Source organism: Zhihengliuella sp. ISTPL4, from assembly GCF_002848265.1.
Classification (GTDB): Bacteria; Actinomycetota; Actinomycetes; order Actinomycetales; family Microbacteriaceae; genus Microbacterium.
In genome coordinates, this window is sequence record NZ_CP025422.1 from 1,740,012 (window position 1) to 1,758,606 (window position 18,595).

Consider the following 18,595-nt stretch of genomic DNA (forward strand, 5'->3'; position numbering starts at 1 on the left):
GAGATTCTAAGCGAGACACGCCCGAGAACATTCCCAGGCGCCCGTCGTTACCGGACCGTTGGCGCAGAGGATAGGTGAATCGTCATTCGCCCATTACGCTCAAGTGCGTCGTCCATCCCCGCGGTTCGACCCGAGCCCGCGGAGACAGCACTCACAGTGGAGGTTGCGTGGGACCCACAGCACTCGCCGGACCGCGGAAGCGCCCTTGGGCTTTCGCCTTCTTCGGAATCCTGATGGCGCTCGCGGCATCACTCCTGCTCCCTCCCTCAGCGGCTTCCGCAGAGACCACGGACGACGGTCAGGAGGTCACCGACTTCTACTTCGCCGGCGTGGTCACCGACGGCGACGAGCCGGTCGAGGGCGTCGTGATGACGATCGAGGGCAACGGCTTCGATGCCGAGACCGAGACCGACGCCGAGGGCAAGTGGCGGCTGTACGTGCCGGAGAAGGAGACGTACACGCTGACGGTCGACGAGTCGACGCTCCCGGACGGCGTGATCGTCGACGCGACGCAGCTCCCCGAGGGGATCCAGCCGGTCTCGGGCACGACCGCCTCGTTCGAGCTGGAGTTCGGGCTCACCGGGACGAAGATCGTGAACTTCTTCCTCGGCGAAGGCGAGCGGGTGACCGTCTCGTTCCTGGATCAGCTCCTGTCGCGCATGGTGGGCGGACTGAACTTCGGGCTGCTCCTGGGACTCGCCTCCATGGGCGCCGCGCTCATCTACGGCACCACCCGGCTGTCGAACTTCGCGCACGGCGAGATGGTGACCTGGGGTGCGGTGATCACTCTCGTCTTCACCACGTTCTGGCAGCTTCCGCTCTGGGCCGGCATCGTCGCCGCGGTCATCGGCGGTGCTGCGCTCGGCTGGGCCCTCGATGCCGGCATCTGGAAGCCGCTGCGCCGCCGCGGCCTGGGCGTCGTCCAGCTCATGATCGTGAGCATCGGCCTCTCGCTGGCCCTCCGCTACGGCCTGCAGTACATCATCGGCGGGAATACCTATCAGCTCCCGGGCGCCAGCCCCGAGCCGATCCGCCTCGGTCCGATCTCCCTGTCGTACATCGACATGATCGGCATGGCGACCAGCATCATCGTGATCCTCGGTGTCGCGTTCTTCCTCACCCGCACCCGCACCGGCAAGGCGACGAGAGCCATCTCGGACAACCCGCAGCTCGCCGCAGCCTCCGGCATCGACGTCGACAAGGTCATCCGGATCGTGTGGATCCTCGCCGGCACCCTGGCCGCGATCTCCGGCATCCTCTGGGCGTACTTCCGGCCCGGCGTGAAGTGGGACATGGGCATGCAGATGCTGCTGCTGATGTTCTGCGCCATCACGCTCGGCGGCCTCGGCTCGGCGATCGGCGCGCTGATCGGCTCGATCATCGTCGGCCTCGCCGTCGAGGTCTCCACGCTCCTCGGAGTGCCGACCGACCTCAAGTACGCCAGCGCCCTCGTCGCGCTGATCATCATCCTGCTCGTGCGACCGCAGGGCATCCTCGGACGCAAGGAAAGGTTGGGCTGACGCATGGACTTCGGAAGCATCTTCGGCAACACCGCCTCCTATCTGTTCAGCCCGACGACGATCGCCTATGCGCTCGCGGCGACCGGCCTCGCGGTGCACTTCGGCTACACGGGCCTGCTCAACTTCGGCATGGCGGCGTTCATGGCGATCGGGGGCTACGGCTACGCGATCTCGATCCTCACCTTCGGCGTCCCGTGGTGGCTGGGCGTCCTCGTCGGCATCACCGGCGGCGCGCTCTTCGCCCTGCTGCTCGGCATCCCCACCCTGCGCCTGCGCGCCGACTACCTCGCCATCGCGACCATCGCGGCTGCCGAGGTCGTGCGCCTGATGTTCGTCACGGAGCTGTTCAAGGACTGGACGAATTCCGCGGGCGGTCTCTCCGGTTACCACCAGAGCTTCCGCGACGCCAACCCGTTCCCCCCGGGGACGTACGGCTTCGGACCGTGGACCTACAACGCGAACGACCTCTGGGTCCGGGTGTTCGGTCTGCTGACCCTCGCCCTGACGATCCTCGTGGTCTGGGCCCTCATGCGCAGCCCGTGGGGGCGCGTGCTCAAGGGCATCCGCGAGGACGAGGACGCCGTACGCTCGCTCGGCAAGAACGTCTTCGCCTACAAGATGCAGGCGCTCGTGGTGGGTGGCGTGATCGGTGCCCTCGGCGGCATCGTCTTCGTCCTGCCCTCGGCGGTCATCCCCGGCAGCTACTCCACGTCGCTGACCTTCTTCCTGTGGACGATCCTCCTGCTCGGCGGCGCGGCCACGGTCTTCGGCCCCACGCTGGGCGCGGTGCTGTTCTGGGTGGTGTTCGCCTTCCTCGGAGCGCTCCTCCCCGCGATGGCCACCGCCGGCTACCTGCCCATGACCAGTGCCCAGGCCGACGTCGTGCGCTACATCCTCATCGGCATCGTGCTGATGCTCATCGTCGTGTTCCGCCCGCAGGGCATCCTCGGGAACAAGAGGGAGATGACCTTTGTCAAGTGAGAACGACGCGGCCGTCACGCCCGCGAAGAGCGCTCCCCGCGCCAAGACCACCGGCCTCGCCGCGGGTCCCGCCGCCCCCGGAGTCAAGAAGGTCGACCCGATCCTCGTCGTCGATGCCGTGCAGCGGCGGTTCGGCGGCCTGACCGCCGTCGACGTCGATCACCTGGAGATCCCCCGCGGCGCGATCACGGCGCTCATCGGCCCCAACGGCGCCGGCAAGACCACGCTGTTCAACCTCCTGTGCGGTTTCGACAAGCCCAACAGCGGTACATGGTCGTACGACGGCAAGAACCTCTCCGGCATCCCCTCCTTCAAGGTGGCCAGGATGGGGCAGGTGCGCACCTTCCAGCTCACGAAGTCGCTGTCGCTGCTGACGGTGCTGGAGAACATGAAGCTCGGCGCGAAGGACCAGCGCGGCGAGGGCTTCTGGGCAGGGCTCTTCCCGTTCCTCTGGCGCAAACAGGAGCAGGAGATCGAGCAGCGGGCGCACGAGCTCCTCGTCCGCTTCAAACTCGACGCCAAGGAGCAGGACTTCGCCGCCTCTCTGTCGGGTGGTCAGCGCAAGCTCCTGGAGATGGCCCGGGCTCTGATGAGCGACCCGAGCCTGGTCATGCTGGACGAGCCGATGGCCGGCGTGAATCCAGCCCTCACGCAGTCCCTGCTCGACCACATCCTCGACCTCAAGGACCTCGGGATGACCGTGCTCTTCGTGGAGCACGACATGCACATGGTCCGTCACATCGCCGACTGGGTCGTCGTGATGGCCGAGGGGCGCGTGGTGGCCGAGGGACCACCGGAGACCGTCATGGAGGACCCCGCGGTCGTGGACGCCTACCTCGGCGCCCACCAGGACGTGGACCTCGGCGCCGTCACCGGCCGTCTCCCGGTGATCTCCGACGCCGACGCGGAGCGCATCCGCGAGCAGATCGAGACGGAGGTCGAAGCCGAGGTCGAGGCCGAGGACGCCGCCGAGGAGGACAAGGCATGAGCACTGCAACCCCCGCCGAGGGCACCACTCCGGCCGGCGATGTCGTCGTCGAGCTGAAGGATGTGCACGCCGGCTACCTTCCGGGAGTGAACATCCTCAACGGCGCGAACCTCATCGCCCGCCAGGGCGAGCTCATCGGCATCATCGGCCCGAACGGTGCAGGGAAGTCGACACTCCTCAAAGCGATCTTCGGCATGGTGAACGTCCGAGAGGGCGACATCACCGTCAAGGGCGAGAGCATCGTCGGCCTCAAGGCCGACAAGCTCGTGCGCCGCGGCGTGGCCTTCGTGCCGCAGACGAACAACGTGTTCCCGTCGCTCACGATCCAGGAGAACCTGGAGATGGGGCTGTACCAGAACCCGAAGATCTTCGCGGAGCGGCTCGAGTTCGTCAGCAGCATCTTCGCCGAGATCGGCAAACGCCTGAAGCAGCGTGCGGGGTCGCTCTCCGGCGGCGAGCGGCAGATGGTCGCCATGTCGCGGGCGCTCATGATGGACCCGTCGGTGCTGCTGCTCGACGAGCCCTCGGCCGGCCTCTCCCCCGTGCGCCAGGACGACGCCTTCATCCGGGTCTCCGACATCAACAAGGCCGGCGTCACGACGATCATGGTCGAGCAGAACGCCCGCCGCTGTCTGCAGATCTGCGACCGCGGCTACGTCCTCGACCAGGGGCGCGATGCCTACGAGGGCACCGGCCGGGAGCTGCTGAACGACCCGAAGGTCATCGGCCTCTACCTCGGCACGCTCGGGACCGACGCCGCCTGAGGCCGGTCCCTGGTACGACGAAGGCCCCGGATGCCGACGCATCCGGGGCCTTCGTCGTCGCTGCGTTACTTGATGCGCGAGGTGACGTTCTCGGAGTCGAACTCGTAGACGCCGATGGCAGCGCCCTTCGGGTCGTTGTTCTCGTCGAACGTGATCTCACCGGAGAGACCGTCGTAGTCCGGCGTGCCGCCGTCGTTGATGATCGCGGCGCAGTCGGCGTAGTTGTCGCACTTCTCGCCGTCGCCGTCGCCACCGGAGACGGTGATCATCTCCGCGGCGATGTCCGGGCCATCGACCGAGCCGGCCTTCAGCGCGGCCAGAGCGATCAGCACCACGGCGTCGTACGCCTCGGCCGAGTACGTCACAGCGTCGATCGGGTCGTTGCCCTCGGCCGTCCAGACCGCGTTCAGCTGGTCGAGGAAGTCCTGCGGCAGCTCGGCGCCGGCGCGGGTGCCCTTCGAGCCCTCGAGGCTGACCGACACGTCCGCACCCCAGTCCTTGAGGTTGCCGTCGACGAGGTACAGCGAACCCGTGTCAACCCCGGCGTTGCCGAGCAGCGGCGCGATGGTGGCGAATTGGTCGTAGGAGACGACGGCGACCGCGTCCGGCTTGGCCGCGGCGATCTCCGAGACCTGGGCGTTGAACTGTCCGTCGCCCTGGTTGTACGAGGCGTCGGCGACGACCTCGCCACCGGTGCTCTCGAAGGTGGCCTTGATCGCCTCGAACAGACCCGTGCCGTACGGGTCGTTCTGGTAGATGATGCCCAGCGTCTTGTGACCGTCCTCGGCGATCTCGTTGCCGAGCACCTCGCCCTGCAGGTTGTCGCTCGGCGCGGTGCGGAAGTACAGCGGGTTGATGCCCGTGAAGTCCGGCGACGTGTTGGACGGGGACACCGTCAGGATGTCCGCGCCCGCGTTGCCGTCGAGGATGAGCTTGGTGACGCTCGAGGACGCCGCGCCGATCATGGCGGTGATGCCGTCGTTGCGCAGGTTGGTGATGGAGGTCTCGTAGGCCTTGTTGTCGAGGTCGCCCTCGTCGGCCGTGCTGAGGTCGATGGTGATGCCGGCGTCGGCCTCGTTGATCTGGTCCACGGCGAGCTGGACGCCGGCCTCCATCGGTGCGCCCAGGAACGCGAGCGTACCGGTGGCGGGCAACAGCGAACCGAGCTTGAGCGTCAGGTCGGCGGCGGGCTTGTCGCCACCCCCGTCCGACGGCTCCGCGTTCGGCGTGCTGCTACAGCCCGCGATGATGAGGGCGGAGGCGCTGACCAGCGCGATCCCGGCGAAGATCCTCGCGCTGCGCGAGCCCTTCAGTGCGTTCATGATGCTCCCTTGCGTAAACGAACGTGGATGGTGACCACAGTCGGGTGCTCTAACACTAGGGCGTGCGCCCCGCGCGCAGGAGGGGCAAGTATCTCGGTGCGTTAACGATCCAGGACCGCTGTTTCCGCCTGTGGGCGGGCGGGATCAGACCGCCGCGGCGGGGGTGTCCCGGCGGCCGCGCCGCGCGGCGAGGAGCAGATCGACGACGAAGACCGCGATCGCGATCCACACCAGGACGAACCCGATCCAGCGCTCCGGCGGCATCGGCTCGTGCAGCACGGCGACGCCGATCACGAACTGGAGGATCGGGGTGAGGAACTGCAGCATGCCGATGACGGCGAGATCGACGCGACGCGTGCCGGCCGCGAACAGCAGCAGAGGGACGGCCGTCGCCACTCCCGCGAACGCGAGCAGCACGGCATGCGACCAGCCGTTCGCGCCCATCGTCAGTCCGGCCGGCGTCGTCGCCACGACCACGAGTTGCACCACGGCGATCGGGATCAGCCAGAACGACTCGAGGGTCAGTCCGCTGACGGCGTCGACGGCGGGACCGATCCTCTTCTTGATGAGCCCGTACAGGCCGAAGGAGGCCGTGAGCGACAGAGCGATCCACGGGAAGTCGCCGTAGGCCACGACGATCACCACGACCGCCGCACCCGCGATGCCGATGGCCGCCCACTGCAGACGGCGGATGCGCTCCTTGAGCACGAAGACGCCGAGCAGCACGGTCGTGATCGGGTTGATGAAGTAGCCCAGCGACGTCTCCACGACGTGGCCGCTGAGGGTTCCGAGGACGAAGACCTGCCAGTTGACGTAGATGAGGAGACCGGCCAGGGCCGTCCATCCGAGGAGCCTCGGATTCCGGACGATGGCGAGGAAGGCGGGCCATCCCCGTGTGACCGTGAGCAGCAGGAGGCAGAAGACGAACGAGAGCAGCACCCGCCAGGCGACCACCTCCCACGGCCCGGTGGGCTGCAGCAGGAGGAAGTACAGCGGGAGGACGCCCCAGAGCAGATAGGCACTTCCGGCGTAGGCGACGCCCGCCGTCCGGGTGGCGCGGGTCGTCTCGGGAGTCACCGGACAACCCTATGCCCGGAGCCGCGCGGCTCCGTCCCGGACGCCGCAGAGGGCCCGGATGCCGAAGCATCCGGGCCCTCTGCGGACCGGGTTCCCGCCCGCGATGCGAGGGGAACCGGGCGTGCGATCAGCGGACGACGACCGCCAGGACGTCGCGAGCCGACAGGACGAGGAACTCGTCCGCGCCGAACTTCACCTCGGTGCCGCCGTACTTGCTGTAGAGCACGCGGTCGCCGACGGCGACGTCGAGCGGAACGCGGTTGCCGTTGTCGTCGATACGGCCGGGGCCGACCGCCACGACCTCGCCCTCCTGGGGCTTCTCCTTGGCGGTGTCGGGGATGACCAGGCCACTCGCGGTGGTCTGCTCGGCCTCGACCTGCTTGATGACGATGCGGTCCTCGAGCGGCTTGATGGAAACCGACACGGTCTACCTCTTCTTTCTTGACGCTGACACGAAAGACTCGTTCGCACTCTCAACCCGAGAGTGCTAATGCCAGTGTAGGCGGTCGGCTGGCACTCATGCAATGCGAGTGCCAACCGCGGTCCGGCGCCGGCCGGGACTTAGGCTGGGACGGTGGAGATGTCCGAGCTGCGCGCCCTGCTGACCCCCGCCGGCCTCGAGGTGCTCGATGCTCTGGGGCCGGTCACGTCCACCGCCGAGGCGGCGAGCGCCGTGTCGCGACTCCGGGCAGCCGGCCACTCCCCCGACCTCGTGTCGGCCGTCGTCAGTCAGGCACATCTGCGCGCCAAGGCCACAGCGAAGTTCGGCCCCTTCGCCGCCCGCATGCTCTTCACCAGGGCGGGCCTCGAGCAGGCCACCCGCCTGGGTGTGGCCGCACGCCACGCCCAGCGGATCCGCCGGGCCGGGCTGACGAGCGTCGCGGACCTCGGCTGCGGGATCGGCGGCGACGCCCTCGCCTTCGCCGGCGCCGGGCTGGCGGTCCACGCCGTCGACGCCGACGAGGTGACCGCCGCGCTCGCGGCCTACAACCTCGCGCCGTTCGGAGGCGATGCCACGGTGCAGCACGCGACGGCGGAGGAGGCGCTCGGCGAGCCGGTGCCCGGTCAGGCGATCTGGATGGACCCCGCCCGCCGCACCTCCGGCCACAACGAGACCAGGCGCGTCTCCGCTGACGACTACTCGCCGTCTCTCGACTGGGCGTTCGCCGTCGCCGCGCAGCGCCCCACCGGGATCAAGCTCGGCCCCGCCCACGATCGCGACGCCCTTCCCGCGGACGCCGAGACGCAGTGGGTGAGCGCCGACGGGAGCGTCGTCGAGCTCGTCGTGTGGTCCAGGGAGCTGGCACGCGAGGGGGTTCGGCGCTCCGCCCTGGTGATCCGTGGCGAGCGCTCGCATGAACTCACCGGGGCCGCGGATGCCGAGGACGCTCCCGTGCGGGCGCTCGGGTCGTTCCTCCATGAGCCGGACGGCGCGGTCATCCGGGCCCGTCTCATCGGCGATGTCGCGCGCAGCCTCGAGGCGGGGATGCTCGATCCGCGCATCGCCTACCTGACCTCCGACGCGGCACTGACGAGTCCGTTCGTGCAGTCCTTCCGCGTCCGGGAGACGCTGCCGATCGCGCCGAAGACGATCAACGCCGCGCTGAAGTCGCACGGCATCGGCCGCCTCGAGATCAAGAAGCGCGGAGTGGACGTCGATCCCGCAGCCTTCCGGCGCAAGCTGACCCTGCGCGGCGATGCGGAAGCCACGCTGATCCTCGCCCGGTTCGGCGATCAGCGCCGAGCGATCCTCGCCGACCGGGTGTCCGCGGCGGACTGACGGAGGTCACCCATCCGGGTCCCGGCCCGGGATATCGACGCGGATCGGATCGCCGGGCGGACCGGTGGTCACGAGATACGACTCGCCCGTCGCCTCGTCGACCACGGCCGGGCCCGAGGTCACGGTGAGGTAGGGCGTCTGCCAGCGGGTGAAAGCCACCTCGATCACGGACGCCGACAGCAACTCCCCGGTCTCCTGATCGACGTCGAGCAGCTGCACGCGGAGTCCCGATTGCACGGCCTCGTCGACCGTGGCGCACTGGCGCGAACCGTCGGCGTCGACGATCAGGCAGCGCTGAGAGGGCCCGCTCTCCGTGCTGCGGTCGCCGAGCCAGACCGGCTGCTCGCGGAAGGACCCGAGGACGGAGAGGTTGAGGTCGTAGCCGTCGCCGACGAGCTCCTCCGCCCTCACGCGCTCCGCCTCACCGAACTGGGCGACGAGCGTGGAGCTGCCTCCCCAGCGCTGAACGCTCACCATCGGCTCGTCGGCGGTGGAGAAGAGCATGACCGCCGTCACGCTGTCGAAGGACAAGGAACCCTCCTCGTCGTCTGCGGCGGAGACCGGAACGGGAAGCGAGGCGTACAGGCCCGTCCCCACCTCCTCCCTCGCCAGGCAGGTCGACTGGGAGTCGACGCCCACGTCGAGGATCAGGCACCGCGTCTCCCCGTCGTCCTGCGTGGCGAACCAGGCGAGAGCCCCCTCCGCCTCCGCCACCGGGCGCACGGAGTCGGGGTCGTAGCCCTCGCCCGCGAGCGCGATCCGCCGCTCCTGCTGCGCCTCCGTCAGGGGGAACGCCTCCGACCGAGGGGCGAACAGCGCCCACCCGGCGCCCACGCCGACCGCGAGGAGCGCCGCCGACGCCATGAGCACCGGGACGAGGCCACGGCGACCCGCGATCGGCACCTCCCTCGGGGAGATGTCGTCGGGGTCGTCGGGCGGGACGTCCGCCGCCCTCGGCCCGCCCTCCGGCGCCGGGAGCGCGTCCCCGGTCTCCTTCTCGTCGTCAGCGCCGGCGGGCGCGGACGGCACCGGCTCCGGCTCCTCGGACGCGGACAGCGCCCTGCGACGGCGCTCGGCCTGAAGCTCCTGCAGGCGGAGCGCTGCGACGGCGTCGAGCCCGCCGTCGCGCCCGTACGCCGCGCGCTCCAGCGCCCGGCGCTCCGCGTCGTCTCCGCTCTGCGACGGGTCAATCCCCTCCTGCACCGACGTCACTCCCCTCTCGGATGATCACGAACGACCCGAAGCCGCCGCTCGGCAGCTCGTAGGTGGTCATGCCGCCGGTCTCCACGTCGGTCACCTGCAAGCGCAGCAGGCCATCGTGCTCCTGCAGCGTCTCCGTCGTCTCGCAGGCTCGCGGTGCGTCGGGAGTCGTCGCCCCGTCGTAGATGAGGCACTGCCGCCCCGTCTCACGCTCGGACGCCGTCCAGATCGGGACGTCGCGGTCGTACCCGACGACCCAGATCGAAGGCGGGTCGAAACCCTCATCGGCCAGACGCTCGGCGGTGCGGCTCTCCGCCTCGTTCGCGTAGGTGAGGCCGCCGCCCTCACCGGACCCGAACTCCGAGACGCCGACGGTCACCGCCGGTTCACCGTCGGCCGTGAGGAGCAGTTGCGCCAGGACCTGTCGCGTGTACTCGTCGTCCCGCTGCGTGGTCACCTCTCCCCACAGCCCTTCCATCTGCACGGCTTCCCGCTGGTTGCAGCTCGGTGTCGTGCTCTCCCCCGCCCCCAGGACCAGGCAGATGCTCGCGCCGCCGTTCTGCGTCGCCACCCAGACGACCGCGTCCTCCTCGGTCGCGACGGCGCGCACCGACCCGGGGTCGTACTTCCCGGATGTGACGAGGTCGGACTGCCACTGCTGCTGCTCGGCACTGAGCGCGACCGCGACGCCGCCACCCCGGCCGAACGCGAGCCAGCCGATGCCGACGCCGACAAGGAGAACCACCACGGCAGCGAGCGCGAGCCCCCCGAGCGAACGCCATCGTCGATCCCGGCCCGCCTCCGCCGTCCCGGCATCGTGCTCGGGGATGCGCGGAGCACCGGCTTCTGGCTCGGAGACCGGCGGCGTGTGGTCTGCCCGCGATTCCCTCCCCTCCTGGGGTGGGTCGGGGCGCGGCTGCTCCGTCGTCGGGGGCGTGGCCGGCCTCTGCCGAGCGTCGTCGAGTTCGCGCAGCCGCGCGGCCTCGGCGGCCGTCAGCCCGCCGGCCCGCCCGAAGGCCTTGCGCTGCAGGGCCCTGCGCTCCTCGACGCCGTCGTCGTCCGCGGTGGCCATCTCTCCTAGCCCAGCCTCTCGAACTGCATGCCGGCCCAGACCAACCAGCCCAGGCTGTACACCGTCGCACACAGCCCGAGCACGAGCGCCCAGCGTGCGATCGCCCGGTTCTCCACGGGGCGCCGGAGGGACATGATGGCGGCGATCACCGCGACGACCGCGACCGGGATCCCCCAGCCCACGAAGAACGAGGCCACGAGCGCGACGATCGCCGCCAGCAGCGCCCACGGAGCCAGCCGGGTATCGTCGACGGCTGCCGGCTCGACCGCGGGCTCCCAGGTGTCGTCCTCCGAACGATCGAGGTCCGGCCCGCTGACCACCACGGGCTCGATGCCGACCGGACCGGTGGGCAGCTTCGTGTACCCCTCCCGCGGCACCCCAGGCAGGCGTGCGGCCCCCGCCGGGCGTTCCACCTGCCCGCTCGCGCGCTCCACTCTCGCGCGCGGAACGGAGTCCCGCGGTCTCGGATCCTGCGGCAGATCGCTCACGCCGGCACCGCCTCCGCGACCTGGATCTCGGTCACCGGAAGGGTCGAGTCGGCGCCGAAGCCGAGGGTCGACGCCGGTCGTCCTGAGGCGATGAGCTCGGCTGCCAGGGCCGCGATCATGGCGCCGTTGTCCGTGCACAGCGACAGCGGAGGAATGCGCACGGTGACGCCGGCCTCGGCGGCTCTCGCCAGGGCGACCTCGCGGAGGCGGCGGTTCGCGATCACTCCGCCGCCGAGGAGCAACCGCGGCACCCCGAGATCCGCGCACGCGGCGAGCGCCTTGGTGACCAGGACGTCGACGACGGCCTCGCGGAAGCTCGCCGCGATGTCGGCGATGGGGAGGTCCCGGGCGTCGCCTCCTGCGGCGGCGTTCTCGGCCTCGAAGCGCTCGACCCAGCGGGCCACAGCGGTCTTCAGCCCGGAGAACGAGAAGTCGTAGCGATGCTTCGCGAGATCGGAAGCGCGGGAGAGCCCGCGCGGGAAGCGGATCGCGTCGGGATCGCCGCCCACCGCCGCCCTGTCGATCTCGGGGCCGCCGGGGTACGGCAGCGACAGCAGTCGAGCGACTTTGTCGAAGGCCTCGCCCGCGGCGTCGTCCACGGTCTCACCGAGCAGCTCCACATCCGTGATGAGGTCACGCACGTGGAGCAGCGAGGTGTGCCCTCCGGAGACCAGCAGCGCGATCGTCGGATACTCCAGCGGTGCCGCCTCCGGGGTCAGGATGTCGGCGGCGATGTGACCGACGAGGTGGTTGACCGCATACAGCGGCTTGTCGAGCGCGACCGCGAGGCCCTTCGCCGCCCCCACGCCGACCATGAGCGCTCCGGCGAGCCCCGGCCCGCTCGTCACGGCCACGGCGTCGAGGTCCGCGAGACGGACGTCGGCCTCGGCGAGCGCGGCGTCGATGGCCGGCTGCAACGCCTCCAGGTGGGCACGGGCGGCGACCTCGGGAACCACGCCGCCGTAGCGGGCGTGCTCGTCCATACTGGAGGCGATCGTGTTGGAGAGCAGGGTGCGACCGCGCACGATCCCGATGCCGGTCTCGTCGCAGCTCGTCTCGATGCCGAGCACCAGGGGCTCACTCATGCGGTCGCCTCCTCCGGCGTTTCGGCGGGCGCCGGGTGGCGGCGCAGGTCCAGACGCATCACGATCGCGTCGACGTCGTCCGGCTGATAGTAACGGGGGCGCCTGCCGATCTCCTCGAAGCCCTCCGCGCGGTACAGTCCCTCCGCCGGCGGGTTGTCAGCGCGCACCTCGAGGAAGATCTCCCGGGCCCCGCGGTCCACCGCGGTCTGCAGCAGGGCGCGCAGGAGGGCACGTCCGCGCCCCTGCCCGCGGACATCGGCGAGGAGGGCGATGGTCTGGATGTCGGCATCGGCGTTGCCCTGCAGCGCCCGGACGCCGCCGTACCCGACGACCGCGCCGTCCTCTTCATCGACGAGGTAGCGCCCGTGCGGGCTCGCCAGCTCGCTCGCCATGGTCTCCCGGCTCCACGCATCGGTGGGGAACGAGCGGTTCTCGATGTCCATGATCGCGTCGAGGTCGGCCGGCCCCGCGTCCCGCAGCGTCACGCGCCGACCTTCTTCGGCGCTCCGGGCAGGGTGACGTCCGGGTGCCGCAGGTAGAGCGGCTCCTCCCCGGCGAGGACCCGGCCGGCGGCGAGCGCGCGCGCCCCGACGCGGGCGAGGTCGACCGCGGACAGCGTCGTCACGTCGATGCGACGGAGGCCGGCGAGATGATCGCCGGCATCGGCCGCCCGCACGAGCACCGTGTCGGCGATCGTGCGCGGGATCCCGTCCTCGTCCTGCCCGTCGAACACGGTGACGGCGACCTCGCGCCGGCGGGCATCGGTGACGACGGCGAACGGACCGCTCATCGTCGCCTGGACGGTGAGGGCGGCCGCCGTATGGCTGGGGACCGCGACGACGGGGATGCCGCGGCCGAGGGCGAACGCCCGCGCGGTCGCGATGCCGATCCGCAGTCCGGTGAACGGACCGGGGCCCATGCCGGCCACGACGTGCGTGATGCCATCGGCCCCTCCCTCGCGGAGCACATCCCGCACCAGCTCGCCGATCACCTCGGCGTGCCCGAGCGGGTCGGCGGTGCCGGCCTCGGCACGTCGCGTCCCGTCCGGGTCGATGAGGGCGACGGCGGTGCCTAGGGACGTGTCGACGGCGAGGATCACCCCTCCAGGGTAGTCGTCGCGCGATCGACGACGCCCGAGCTCGACGACCCGCGCGTCAGCCCAGCGGCGCCCGGACCGGGTAGTCCTGACCTTCCAGGATCACCTGCGCGGCCGCGCCCGTGCTCCGGTTCACGACGACCGGGGCGAGCAGGTTGACACTCACGCCGTCGGACGCCGGATGGGCGACCACGAGCACCAGCGCGTCGTCAGGCGAACCGAGCGCGAGATCGGCGACCTGGGCATCCGTGAGGATCGGCGCGTACTCCGCCAGGACGGTGTTCGGGTCGACGAGGTACAGCCGCAGCGCGTCGTCCTCGACCGCCCGCATCGCGAACAGTCCGTCTGCCCCGTCGACCGGTGCGAGGGCGAAGTCCACGTGCGGCGCGAGTCCGGGCGGCGGGGCCGTGAAGGTGAGCGCCGCGGTCATCGCAGGAAGTCCATCAGCGTCGGCTGCAGCACGCGCGCGTTCACGGCGAGCGCCGACCGGTAGACGAGCTCCTGCGCCTGCAGGCGGATGAGCACCTCGACCGAGTCGACGTCCTCGACCGCGGCACGGCGGGACTCGAGGGACACGGAATTCTGCACTGCCGCCTCCTTGGCGCGTTCGATCTGAGCCTGCCGGGTGCCGACCGCGCCCTGCGCGGCGAGCATCGCGGTGCGGCGGTCGTCGATCTCCGCCAGCCGCGGCCCGACGTTGGTGCCGGACCGCAGGTCGGCGACGATGCGGTCGACGAGGGCGAACACCGAGTCGTCGCCGGTGCCGAACACCGCGGCGCCATCCGTGTCGACGCGGACGGCGGCCGCATCGGACACGCGGCGGGTGACCTCGGAGCCGGCGACGCCACTGTAGGAGTAGCCGGCCGCGAAGGCAGCGGTGTCGGACGTGCCGGCGAACACGGACCGCCCGAGCAGCCGCGTGTTGGCCTGGGCGAGCAGCTCGTCGCGGATGCCTTCGAGCTCCACCGCGAGCGCCTCCTTCGCCGTGGCGTCCAGCGCTCCGTCATTGGCCCCCTGCGCGGTCAGGTCCCGCACCCGCGACAGCAGCGACGTGCTGGAGGTGATCGCCGTGTCGGCCGCGGTCACCCAGGCGAGGCCGTCGTCGATGTTGCGGGCGTACTGCTCCGTGCGCCGCTGCTCGGCGTGCAGCGCGAGCGCGGCCGCCGCGGCGGCGGGGTCGTCGGAAGGGGCGGCGAACGCCTTCTGCGAGGTGGCCTGGTCCTGCAGCCGGGCGAGTTCGGACAGGTTCGACTGCAGCTGGCGCATCGCCGTCTGCGTCATGGTGGTCTGGGTCACGCGAGAGATCATGGGGCTCCTCCGATCAGCGTCCGACGACGCCTGTGCGGTTGATGAGGACGTCGAGGGCCTCGTCGACGGCAGTGAGCACACGGGCCGCCGCCTGATAGGCGGTCTGGTAGGTGAGGAGGCTGATCGTCTCCTCATCGCCGTCCACGGCAGCGACCGACTGCTGCGCACCGACGGCGCCGACAGCCGCCGCATCGGACACCTTCGCACGCTGCACGTCGGCCGCGGTGGCGACGCCGAAGCGCGTCACCTGGTCGGTCCACAGCGCGTCCGGAGAGGTCGCGCGCTGCCCGATCTGGGAGATGAGGTCGGCGTTGGTCGCGTCCTTGGCCCCCGCACCCGGGGCGGCGAGGGCGAGGTCGGCCGCCGTGGTGACGGCCACCTGCATCCCGAGCGCGGCGGACCCGGTCGCGGGAAGGGTGAAGAAGTCGCCGCCCTGCTGTCCGGACGCGGTGACGCCGGCGCGGTGCTGCGCGTTGAGCGACTCCGCGAGCGCCGTGGCCACTCGGTCGTAGGTCGCGGCCAGCTGTGCCAGCATCCCTCCGTCAGCGGCGGGGGCGAGCACCGCGAGCGAGCCGCCGAGTTCTCCATCGTCGACGATGAGGGGCAGATCCGGTACCGACTCCCACACGACACCGACGCGCGGTGCGCCGTCGATCGTCGCCGCGCCGGTCAGTGCGAGATGACGGGCGTCTCCCCCGGAGACCAGCGCATTGCCTCCGAGCCGGACCGTGAGGGTACCGTCCGCCTCCAGGGTCGCCGTCCCGCCGGCGAGCCGTGCGACGTCTTCCGCGAGCAGGTTGCGGCGGTCGGTGAGCTCGTTGGCCGAGCGTCCCGAGGCCAGAGCCTCGCGGATCTCGGTGTTCAGCACCGCGATCTGGTCGGCGGCCGCGTTGACCTGGCTGACGGTCCGCTCCGCGGTCCCGCGGACGGCCGTCCATTGCGCGGCGACCGTACGGTAGCCGCCGGAGATGTGGGAGGCGAGCTCCTTCGCGGACTCCAGGACGCTCGCGGCGGCGGCCCCGGAGTCCGGGCTGTTGGCGAGGTCCTGCCACCCCGCCCAGAAGTTCGTCAGCCGGTTCGCGAGGCCTTTGTCGGTCGGCTCCGCGAGCGCCGACTCGGCGGTCGTCGCGGCGAGCGCTCGCGTCGCCCAGTAGCCGGAGGCGCCGAGGGTGTCGCGAACCCGGGCGTCGAGCAGCGCGTCTCCGAGGCGGGATACCCCGTCGATGGAGACGCCGTGTCCGGGGAGCGCGCCCATGCTGAAGCGGCCCGTCTGCGCGACGGCGGCGATCGCGGAGGTCTCGACGCGCTGCCGCGTGTACCCCTCGGTCTTCTGGTTGGCGATGTTCTGCCCGACCACGTCCATACCCCGCCGTGCGGCGGCGAGGCCGCTGGCGGCGGTGGTCAGTCCACTGAAGGTCGACATGAATCCCTCTCGGTCACATCTCGGTGTCGATGATGCGGGCGGCGTCCTCGCGGGTGCGGTCGCCGCGGGTGGTGTACTCGCCGCTCTCCTGCCCGAGAGCGGCGATGGTCTCCTGGGTGGCGCGGAGCACCCCGCTGAGCTGCTCCGCGGCGGCGTCGCGCATCTGCTCGACCTCCGCGGTCAGCTTCACCAGCGCGCGCATGTGATCGGTGAAGACGTCGCCCCAGGCTCCGTCCGGGGCGTGCTCGATGAGCTGGGTGATCGTCGCGTCCTGCGGAGCCCCCCACTCCTCGGCGACGCCGGCGACCTCGACGGCCCTCGACAGCCCGGCGGCACGGAGGCGGTCGAGCACCTGGTCGATCTCGCGGGCCGCGAACTGGATCCAGTGCGACCGGCCGGCCGCGAGCAGCAGTTGCTGCTCATCCAGCTTGAAAAGCAGCATCTCGAGCAGCTCCCGCTCCCGCCAGAGCTGCATCGATAGTTCGTTGGCTCCCATGATCCCCTTTGTCCCCAGCGATCCCCCGCCCCACGCAGGTGCGATCGGCCCGCTTGTTAACGGTTCATAAATCTCTATCGGCCACCGCGCCCCTAAGGTTACTATGTGGTTTGGCGGCGGCTAGTGCTCCCCATGGACAGATCCCGGACCTTGTGATATGTCCATCTACCCCTCGCCATGAGCTTCCGGAGTGCATCCAGAGAGGTGGATCATCCCCCATGTCGTCGCGCGCTGAGCGCAACCGCCTCGTCGAGGCCAACCTCCCCCTGGTCGGCTACCTCGCTGCAGACACCCATGCTCGGGCTACCCATATCCCCCGCGAAGAGCTCGCCGCCGTCGGCGCGCTCGCCCTCGTGACCGCCGCCGACGCCTATGACCCCGCGCTCGGAGTCCCGTTCGGCGCGTACGCCCGCCGGCGCATCCTCGGCGCGTTCGCCGACGAGATGCGCGCCATGGACTGGGCATCCCGTGGCATCCGCAAACGCATCAAGGAGACCGTGGCCGTCCGCGACACGCTCACCGCCGCTCTCGGTCGCACCGCGACCGCCACCGAGATCGCCACCGCGATGGGCTCGCCCAAGGAAGCCGTCGTCGAGGCCCTCGCCGACGCCGCGCGTACCGTCTCCCCGCTCGACGACCCCGCCACGCGGGACCTCGTCGCCGACATCCCGCTGCCGGAGGAGTCCGCGATGGTCGGCGAACGGCGCGAGGTGCTCGAACATGCCATCGGCGCGCTCCCCGAGCGCATGCGGCGCATCATCGTGGCCGTCTACATCGAGGAGCGGCCGGTGAAGGAGATCGCCGAGGAGCTCGGCGTGACCCACTCGGCCGTCTCGCAGCAGCGGTCGGAGGCCGTGCGCCTGCTCCGCGATGCCCTCGACCGGTACTTCGCCGAGGGCGGCACCGAGACCACGACCACCACCCGCGTCTCGCCCGCCGCCCGCGACGCCTACTTCGGCCGCATCGCCGAAGCTGCCAGCGTCCGGATCGGCGACGTCTTCCGCGCCGCCGCCCCCGCCTAACGCGTCCGCATCCTCCGCCGATAGGTCAGGGCAGGAGACCACGGATGGTCTCCCGTTCAACACATCACGGAGGAAACCCTCATGGGTATGCAGATCAACACCAACGTGGGCGCGCTCAACGCCTACCGCAACCTGTCCAACACGCAGAACGACCTGTCGAAGTCGCTCGAGAAGCTCTCGAGCGGTCTGCGCATCAACCGTGCCGCGGACGACGCCGCCGGCCTCGCGATCTCCGAGGGCCTGCGCTCGCAGGTCAACGGCCTGAACGTCGCGGCCCGCAACGCACAGGACGGCATCTCGGTCATCCAGACCGCAGAAGGCGCCCTGACCGAGGTGCACTCCATCCTGCAGCGCGTGCGCGACCTGACCAACCAGGGCGCGAACGACTCGAACAACGCGAAGTCGCGCGAGGCCATCCAGACCGAGATCGGCGCCCTGGCCGATGAGCTCACCCGGATCGCCGACAGCACGAACTTCAACGGCATCAAGCTGCTCTCCGGCGGCACGACGCTGACGTTCCAGGTGGGTGCGGGCGCGGTCGCCGCCGAGGACCAGATCTCGGTCGCGCTGACCGACTTCGACGGCCTCGGTGCCGCGATCGACACTCTCGCGGCCGGCATGACGGACGCGGCGTCGTACGGTGCGGCGCTCGCCGGCATCGACACGCAGATCCAGGCGGTCTCGACCGCACGCGCCGGCTACGGTGCGCTGCAGAACCGCTTCGAGTCGACCATCAACAGCCTCAACGTGTCGGCCGAGAACCTCGCCGCCGCCGAGAGCCGTATCCGCGACACCGACATGGCGTCCGAGATGGTCAAGTTCACGTCGGCGAACATCCTGTCGCAGGCGGGAACGGCGATGCTGGCCCAGGCCAACCAGGCCAACCAGGGCGTGCTCCAGCTGCTGCGCTGATCCGCGCCGCCGCACGGAAGCACTCCGGGGGTCCGGGTGACGGCTTCGGCCGTCACCCGGA

Annotated in this window: 20 protein-coding genes; 7 read left to right on the forward strand and 13 right to left on the reverse strand. The window is 70.5% G+C overall.

From position 1 onward, the window contains the following. Positions 1-167 precede the first annotated feature (167 nt). The 4 genes from CYL12_RS08290 to CYL12_RS08305 are packed head-to-tail and all read left to right on the forward strand — an operon-like array spanning position 168 to position 4,253. On the forward strand, positions 168-1,520 hold the full coding sequence (locus CYL12_RS08290; RefSeq protein WP_233486863.1) for a branched-chain amino acid ABC transporter permease: 1,353 nt from the start codon (positions 168-170) through the stop codon (positions 1,518-1,520). 3 nt (positions 1,521-1,523) lie between these two features. Continuing rightward, a complete protein-coding gene (locus tag CYL12_RS08295) occupies positions 1,524-2,501 on the forward strand; it encodes a branched-chain amino acid ABC transporter permease (protein WP_101847181.1) in 978 nt (325 codons plus the stop codon). Further along, positions 2,491-3,489 carry an ABC transporter ATP-binding protein gene (locus tag CYL12_RS08300; protein WP_060923109.1) on the forward strand — a complete coding sequence of 333 codons (999 nt, stop codon included), beginning with the start codon at positions 2,491-2,493 and terminating at the stop codon, positions 3,487-3,489. Before CYL12_RS08295 ends, CYL12_RS08300 begins: the two co-directional genes overlap by 11 nt. Further along, positions 3,486-4,253: an ABC transporter ATP-binding protein gene (locus CYL12_RS08305; protein ID WP_101847184.1), complete on the forward strand. Its 768-nt coding sequence runs from the start codon at positions 3,486-3,488 to the stop codon at positions 4,251-4,253. Before CYL12_RS08300 ends, CYL12_RS08305 begins: the two co-directional genes overlap by 4 nt. A 65-nt stretch (positions 4,254-4,318) precedes the next feature. On the opposite strand, the gene CYL12_RS08310 is transcribed toward CYL12_RS08305, so the two are convergent. The 3 genes from CYL12_RS08310 to groES all read right to left on the reverse strand — a co-directional run bounded on the left by CYL12_RS08310 (position 4,319) and on the right by groES (position 7,076). Next, on the reverse strand, positions 4,319-5,575 hold the full coding sequence (locus CYL12_RS08310; RefSeq protein ID WP_101847186.1) for an ABC transporter substrate-binding protein: 1,257 nt from the start codon (positions 5,573-5,575) through the stop codon (positions 4,319-4,321). A gap of 144 nt (positions 5,576-5,719) precedes the next feature. Beyond that, positions 5,720-6,652, reverse strand: coding sequence for an EamA family transporter RarD (gene rarD, locus CYL12_RS08315; RefSeq protein WP_101847188.1), 933 nt, complete (start codon positions 6,650-6,652; stop codon positions 5,720-5,722). A gap of 127 nt (positions 6,653-6,779) precedes the next feature. Then, positions 6,780-7,076, reverse strand: a complete 297-nt coding sequence (groES, locus tag CYL12_RS08320) for a co-chaperone GroES (RefSeq protein WP_017203655.1) — start codon at positions 7,074-7,076, stop codon at positions 6,780-6,782. Between the two features lie 150 nt (positions 7,077-7,226). On the opposite strand from groES, the gene CYL12_RS08325 reads away from it, so the two are divergent. Then, positions 7,227-8,432, forward strand: a complete 1,206-nt coding sequence (locus tag CYL12_RS08325; RefSeq protein ID WP_101847189.1) for a THUMP-like domain-containing protein — start codon at positions 7,227-7,229, stop codon at positions 8,430-8,432. Between the two features lie 6 nt (positions 8,433-8,438). On the opposite strand, the gene CYL12_RS08330 is transcribed toward CYL12_RS08325, so the two are convergent. The 10 genes from CYL12_RS08330 to flgN are packed head-to-tail and all read right to left on the reverse strand — an operon-like array spanning position 8,439 to position 16,600. Further along, positions 8,439-9,635 carry a hypothetical protein gene (locus CYL12_RS08330; protein ID WP_158297127.1) on the reverse strand — a complete coding sequence of 399 codons (1,197 nt, stop codon included), beginning with the start codon at positions 9,633-9,635 and terminating at the stop codon, positions 8,439-8,441. Continuing rightward, on the reverse strand, positions 9,619-10,704 hold the full coding sequence (locus CYL12_RS08335; protein WP_101847191.1) for a hypothetical protein: 1,086 nt from the start codon (positions 10,702-10,704) through the stop codon (positions 9,619-9,621). Before CYL12_RS08335 ends, CYL12_RS08330 begins: the two co-directional genes overlap by 17 nt. 5 nt (positions 10,705-10,709) lie before the next feature. Further along, the gene (locus tag CYL12_RS08340) at positions 10,710-11,192 is read right to left on the reverse strand and encodes a hypothetical protein (RefSeq protein ID WP_101847192.1); all 483 of its coding nucleotides are present in this window, start codon (positions 11,190-11,192) and stop codon (positions 10,710-10,712) included. Beyond that, complete coding sequence (gene tsaD, locus CYL12_RS08345; protein WP_101847193.1) at positions 11,189-12,277, reverse strand: tRNA (adenosine(37)-N6)-threonylcarbamoyltransferase complex transferase subunit TsaD; 1,089 nt, start codon at positions 12,275-12,277, stop codon at positions 11,189-11,191. The genes CYL12_RS08340 and tsaD overlap by 4 nt, the downstream gene beginning before the upstream one ends. Continuing rightward, positions 12,274-12,762 (reverse strand): ribosomal protein S18-alanine N-acetyltransferase, encoded by a 489-nt coding sequence (rimI, locus tag CYL12_RS08350; RefSeq protein WP_101847194.1) that lies wholly within the window; start codon positions 12,760-12,762, stop codon positions 12,274-12,276. Before rimI ends, tsaD begins: the two co-directional genes overlap by 4 nt. Next, positions 12,759-13,376, reverse strand: coding sequence for a tRNA (adenosine(37)-N6)-threonylcarbamoyltransferase complex dimerization subunit type 1 TsaB (gene tsaB / locus CYL12_RS08355; protein ID WP_101847195.1), 618 nt, complete (start codon positions 13,374-13,376; stop codon positions 12,759-12,761). The genes rimI and tsaB overlap by 4 nt, the downstream gene beginning before the upstream one ends. Before the next feature lie 55 nt (positions 13,377-13,431). After that, on the reverse strand, positions 13,432-13,803 hold the full coding sequence (locus CYL12_RS08360; protein WP_101847196.1) for a flagellar assembly protein FliW: 372 nt from the start codon (positions 13,801-13,803) through the stop codon (positions 13,432-13,434). Next, positions 13,800-14,681: a flagellar hook-associated protein FlgL gene (flgL, locus tag CYL12_RS08365; protein WP_101847197.1), complete on the reverse strand. Its 882-nt coding sequence runs from the start codon at positions 14,679-14,681 to the stop codon at positions 13,800-13,802. The genes CYL12_RS08360 and flgL overlap by 4 nt, the downstream gene beginning before the upstream one ends. A 13-nt stretch (positions 14,682-14,694) precedes the next feature. Beyond that, entirely contained in the window at positions 14,695-16,104 is a 1,410-nt protein-coding gene (gene flgK / locus CYL12_RS08370) for a flagellar hook-associated protein FlgK (protein ID WP_101847198.1), read from the reverse strand. Between the two features lie 13 nt (positions 16,105-16,117). After that, positions 16,118-16,600 (reverse strand): flagellar export chaperone FlgN, encoded by a 483-nt coding sequence (gene flgN / locus CYL12_RS08375; protein WP_101847199.1) that lies wholly within the window; start codon positions 16,598-16,600, stop codon positions 16,118-16,120. A 218-nt stretch (positions 16,601-16,818) separates the two neighbouring features. Between flgN and CYL12_RS08380 the strand changes: the two genes are divergently transcribed. Further along, a complete protein-coding gene (locus tag CYL12_RS08380) occupies positions 16,819-17,622 on the forward strand; it encodes a sigma-70 family RNA polymerase sigma factor (protein WP_101847200.1) in 804 nt (267 codons plus the stop codon). An 81-nt stretch (positions 17,623-17,703) separates the two neighbouring features. Further along, the gene (locus CYL12_RS08385) at positions 17,704-18,534 is read left to right on the forward strand and encodes a flagellin N-terminal helical domain-containing protein (protein WP_101847201.1); all 831 of its coding nucleotides are present in this window, start codon (positions 17,704-17,706) and stop codon (positions 18,532-18,534) included. Positions 18,535-18,595: the final 61 nt, after the last annotated feature.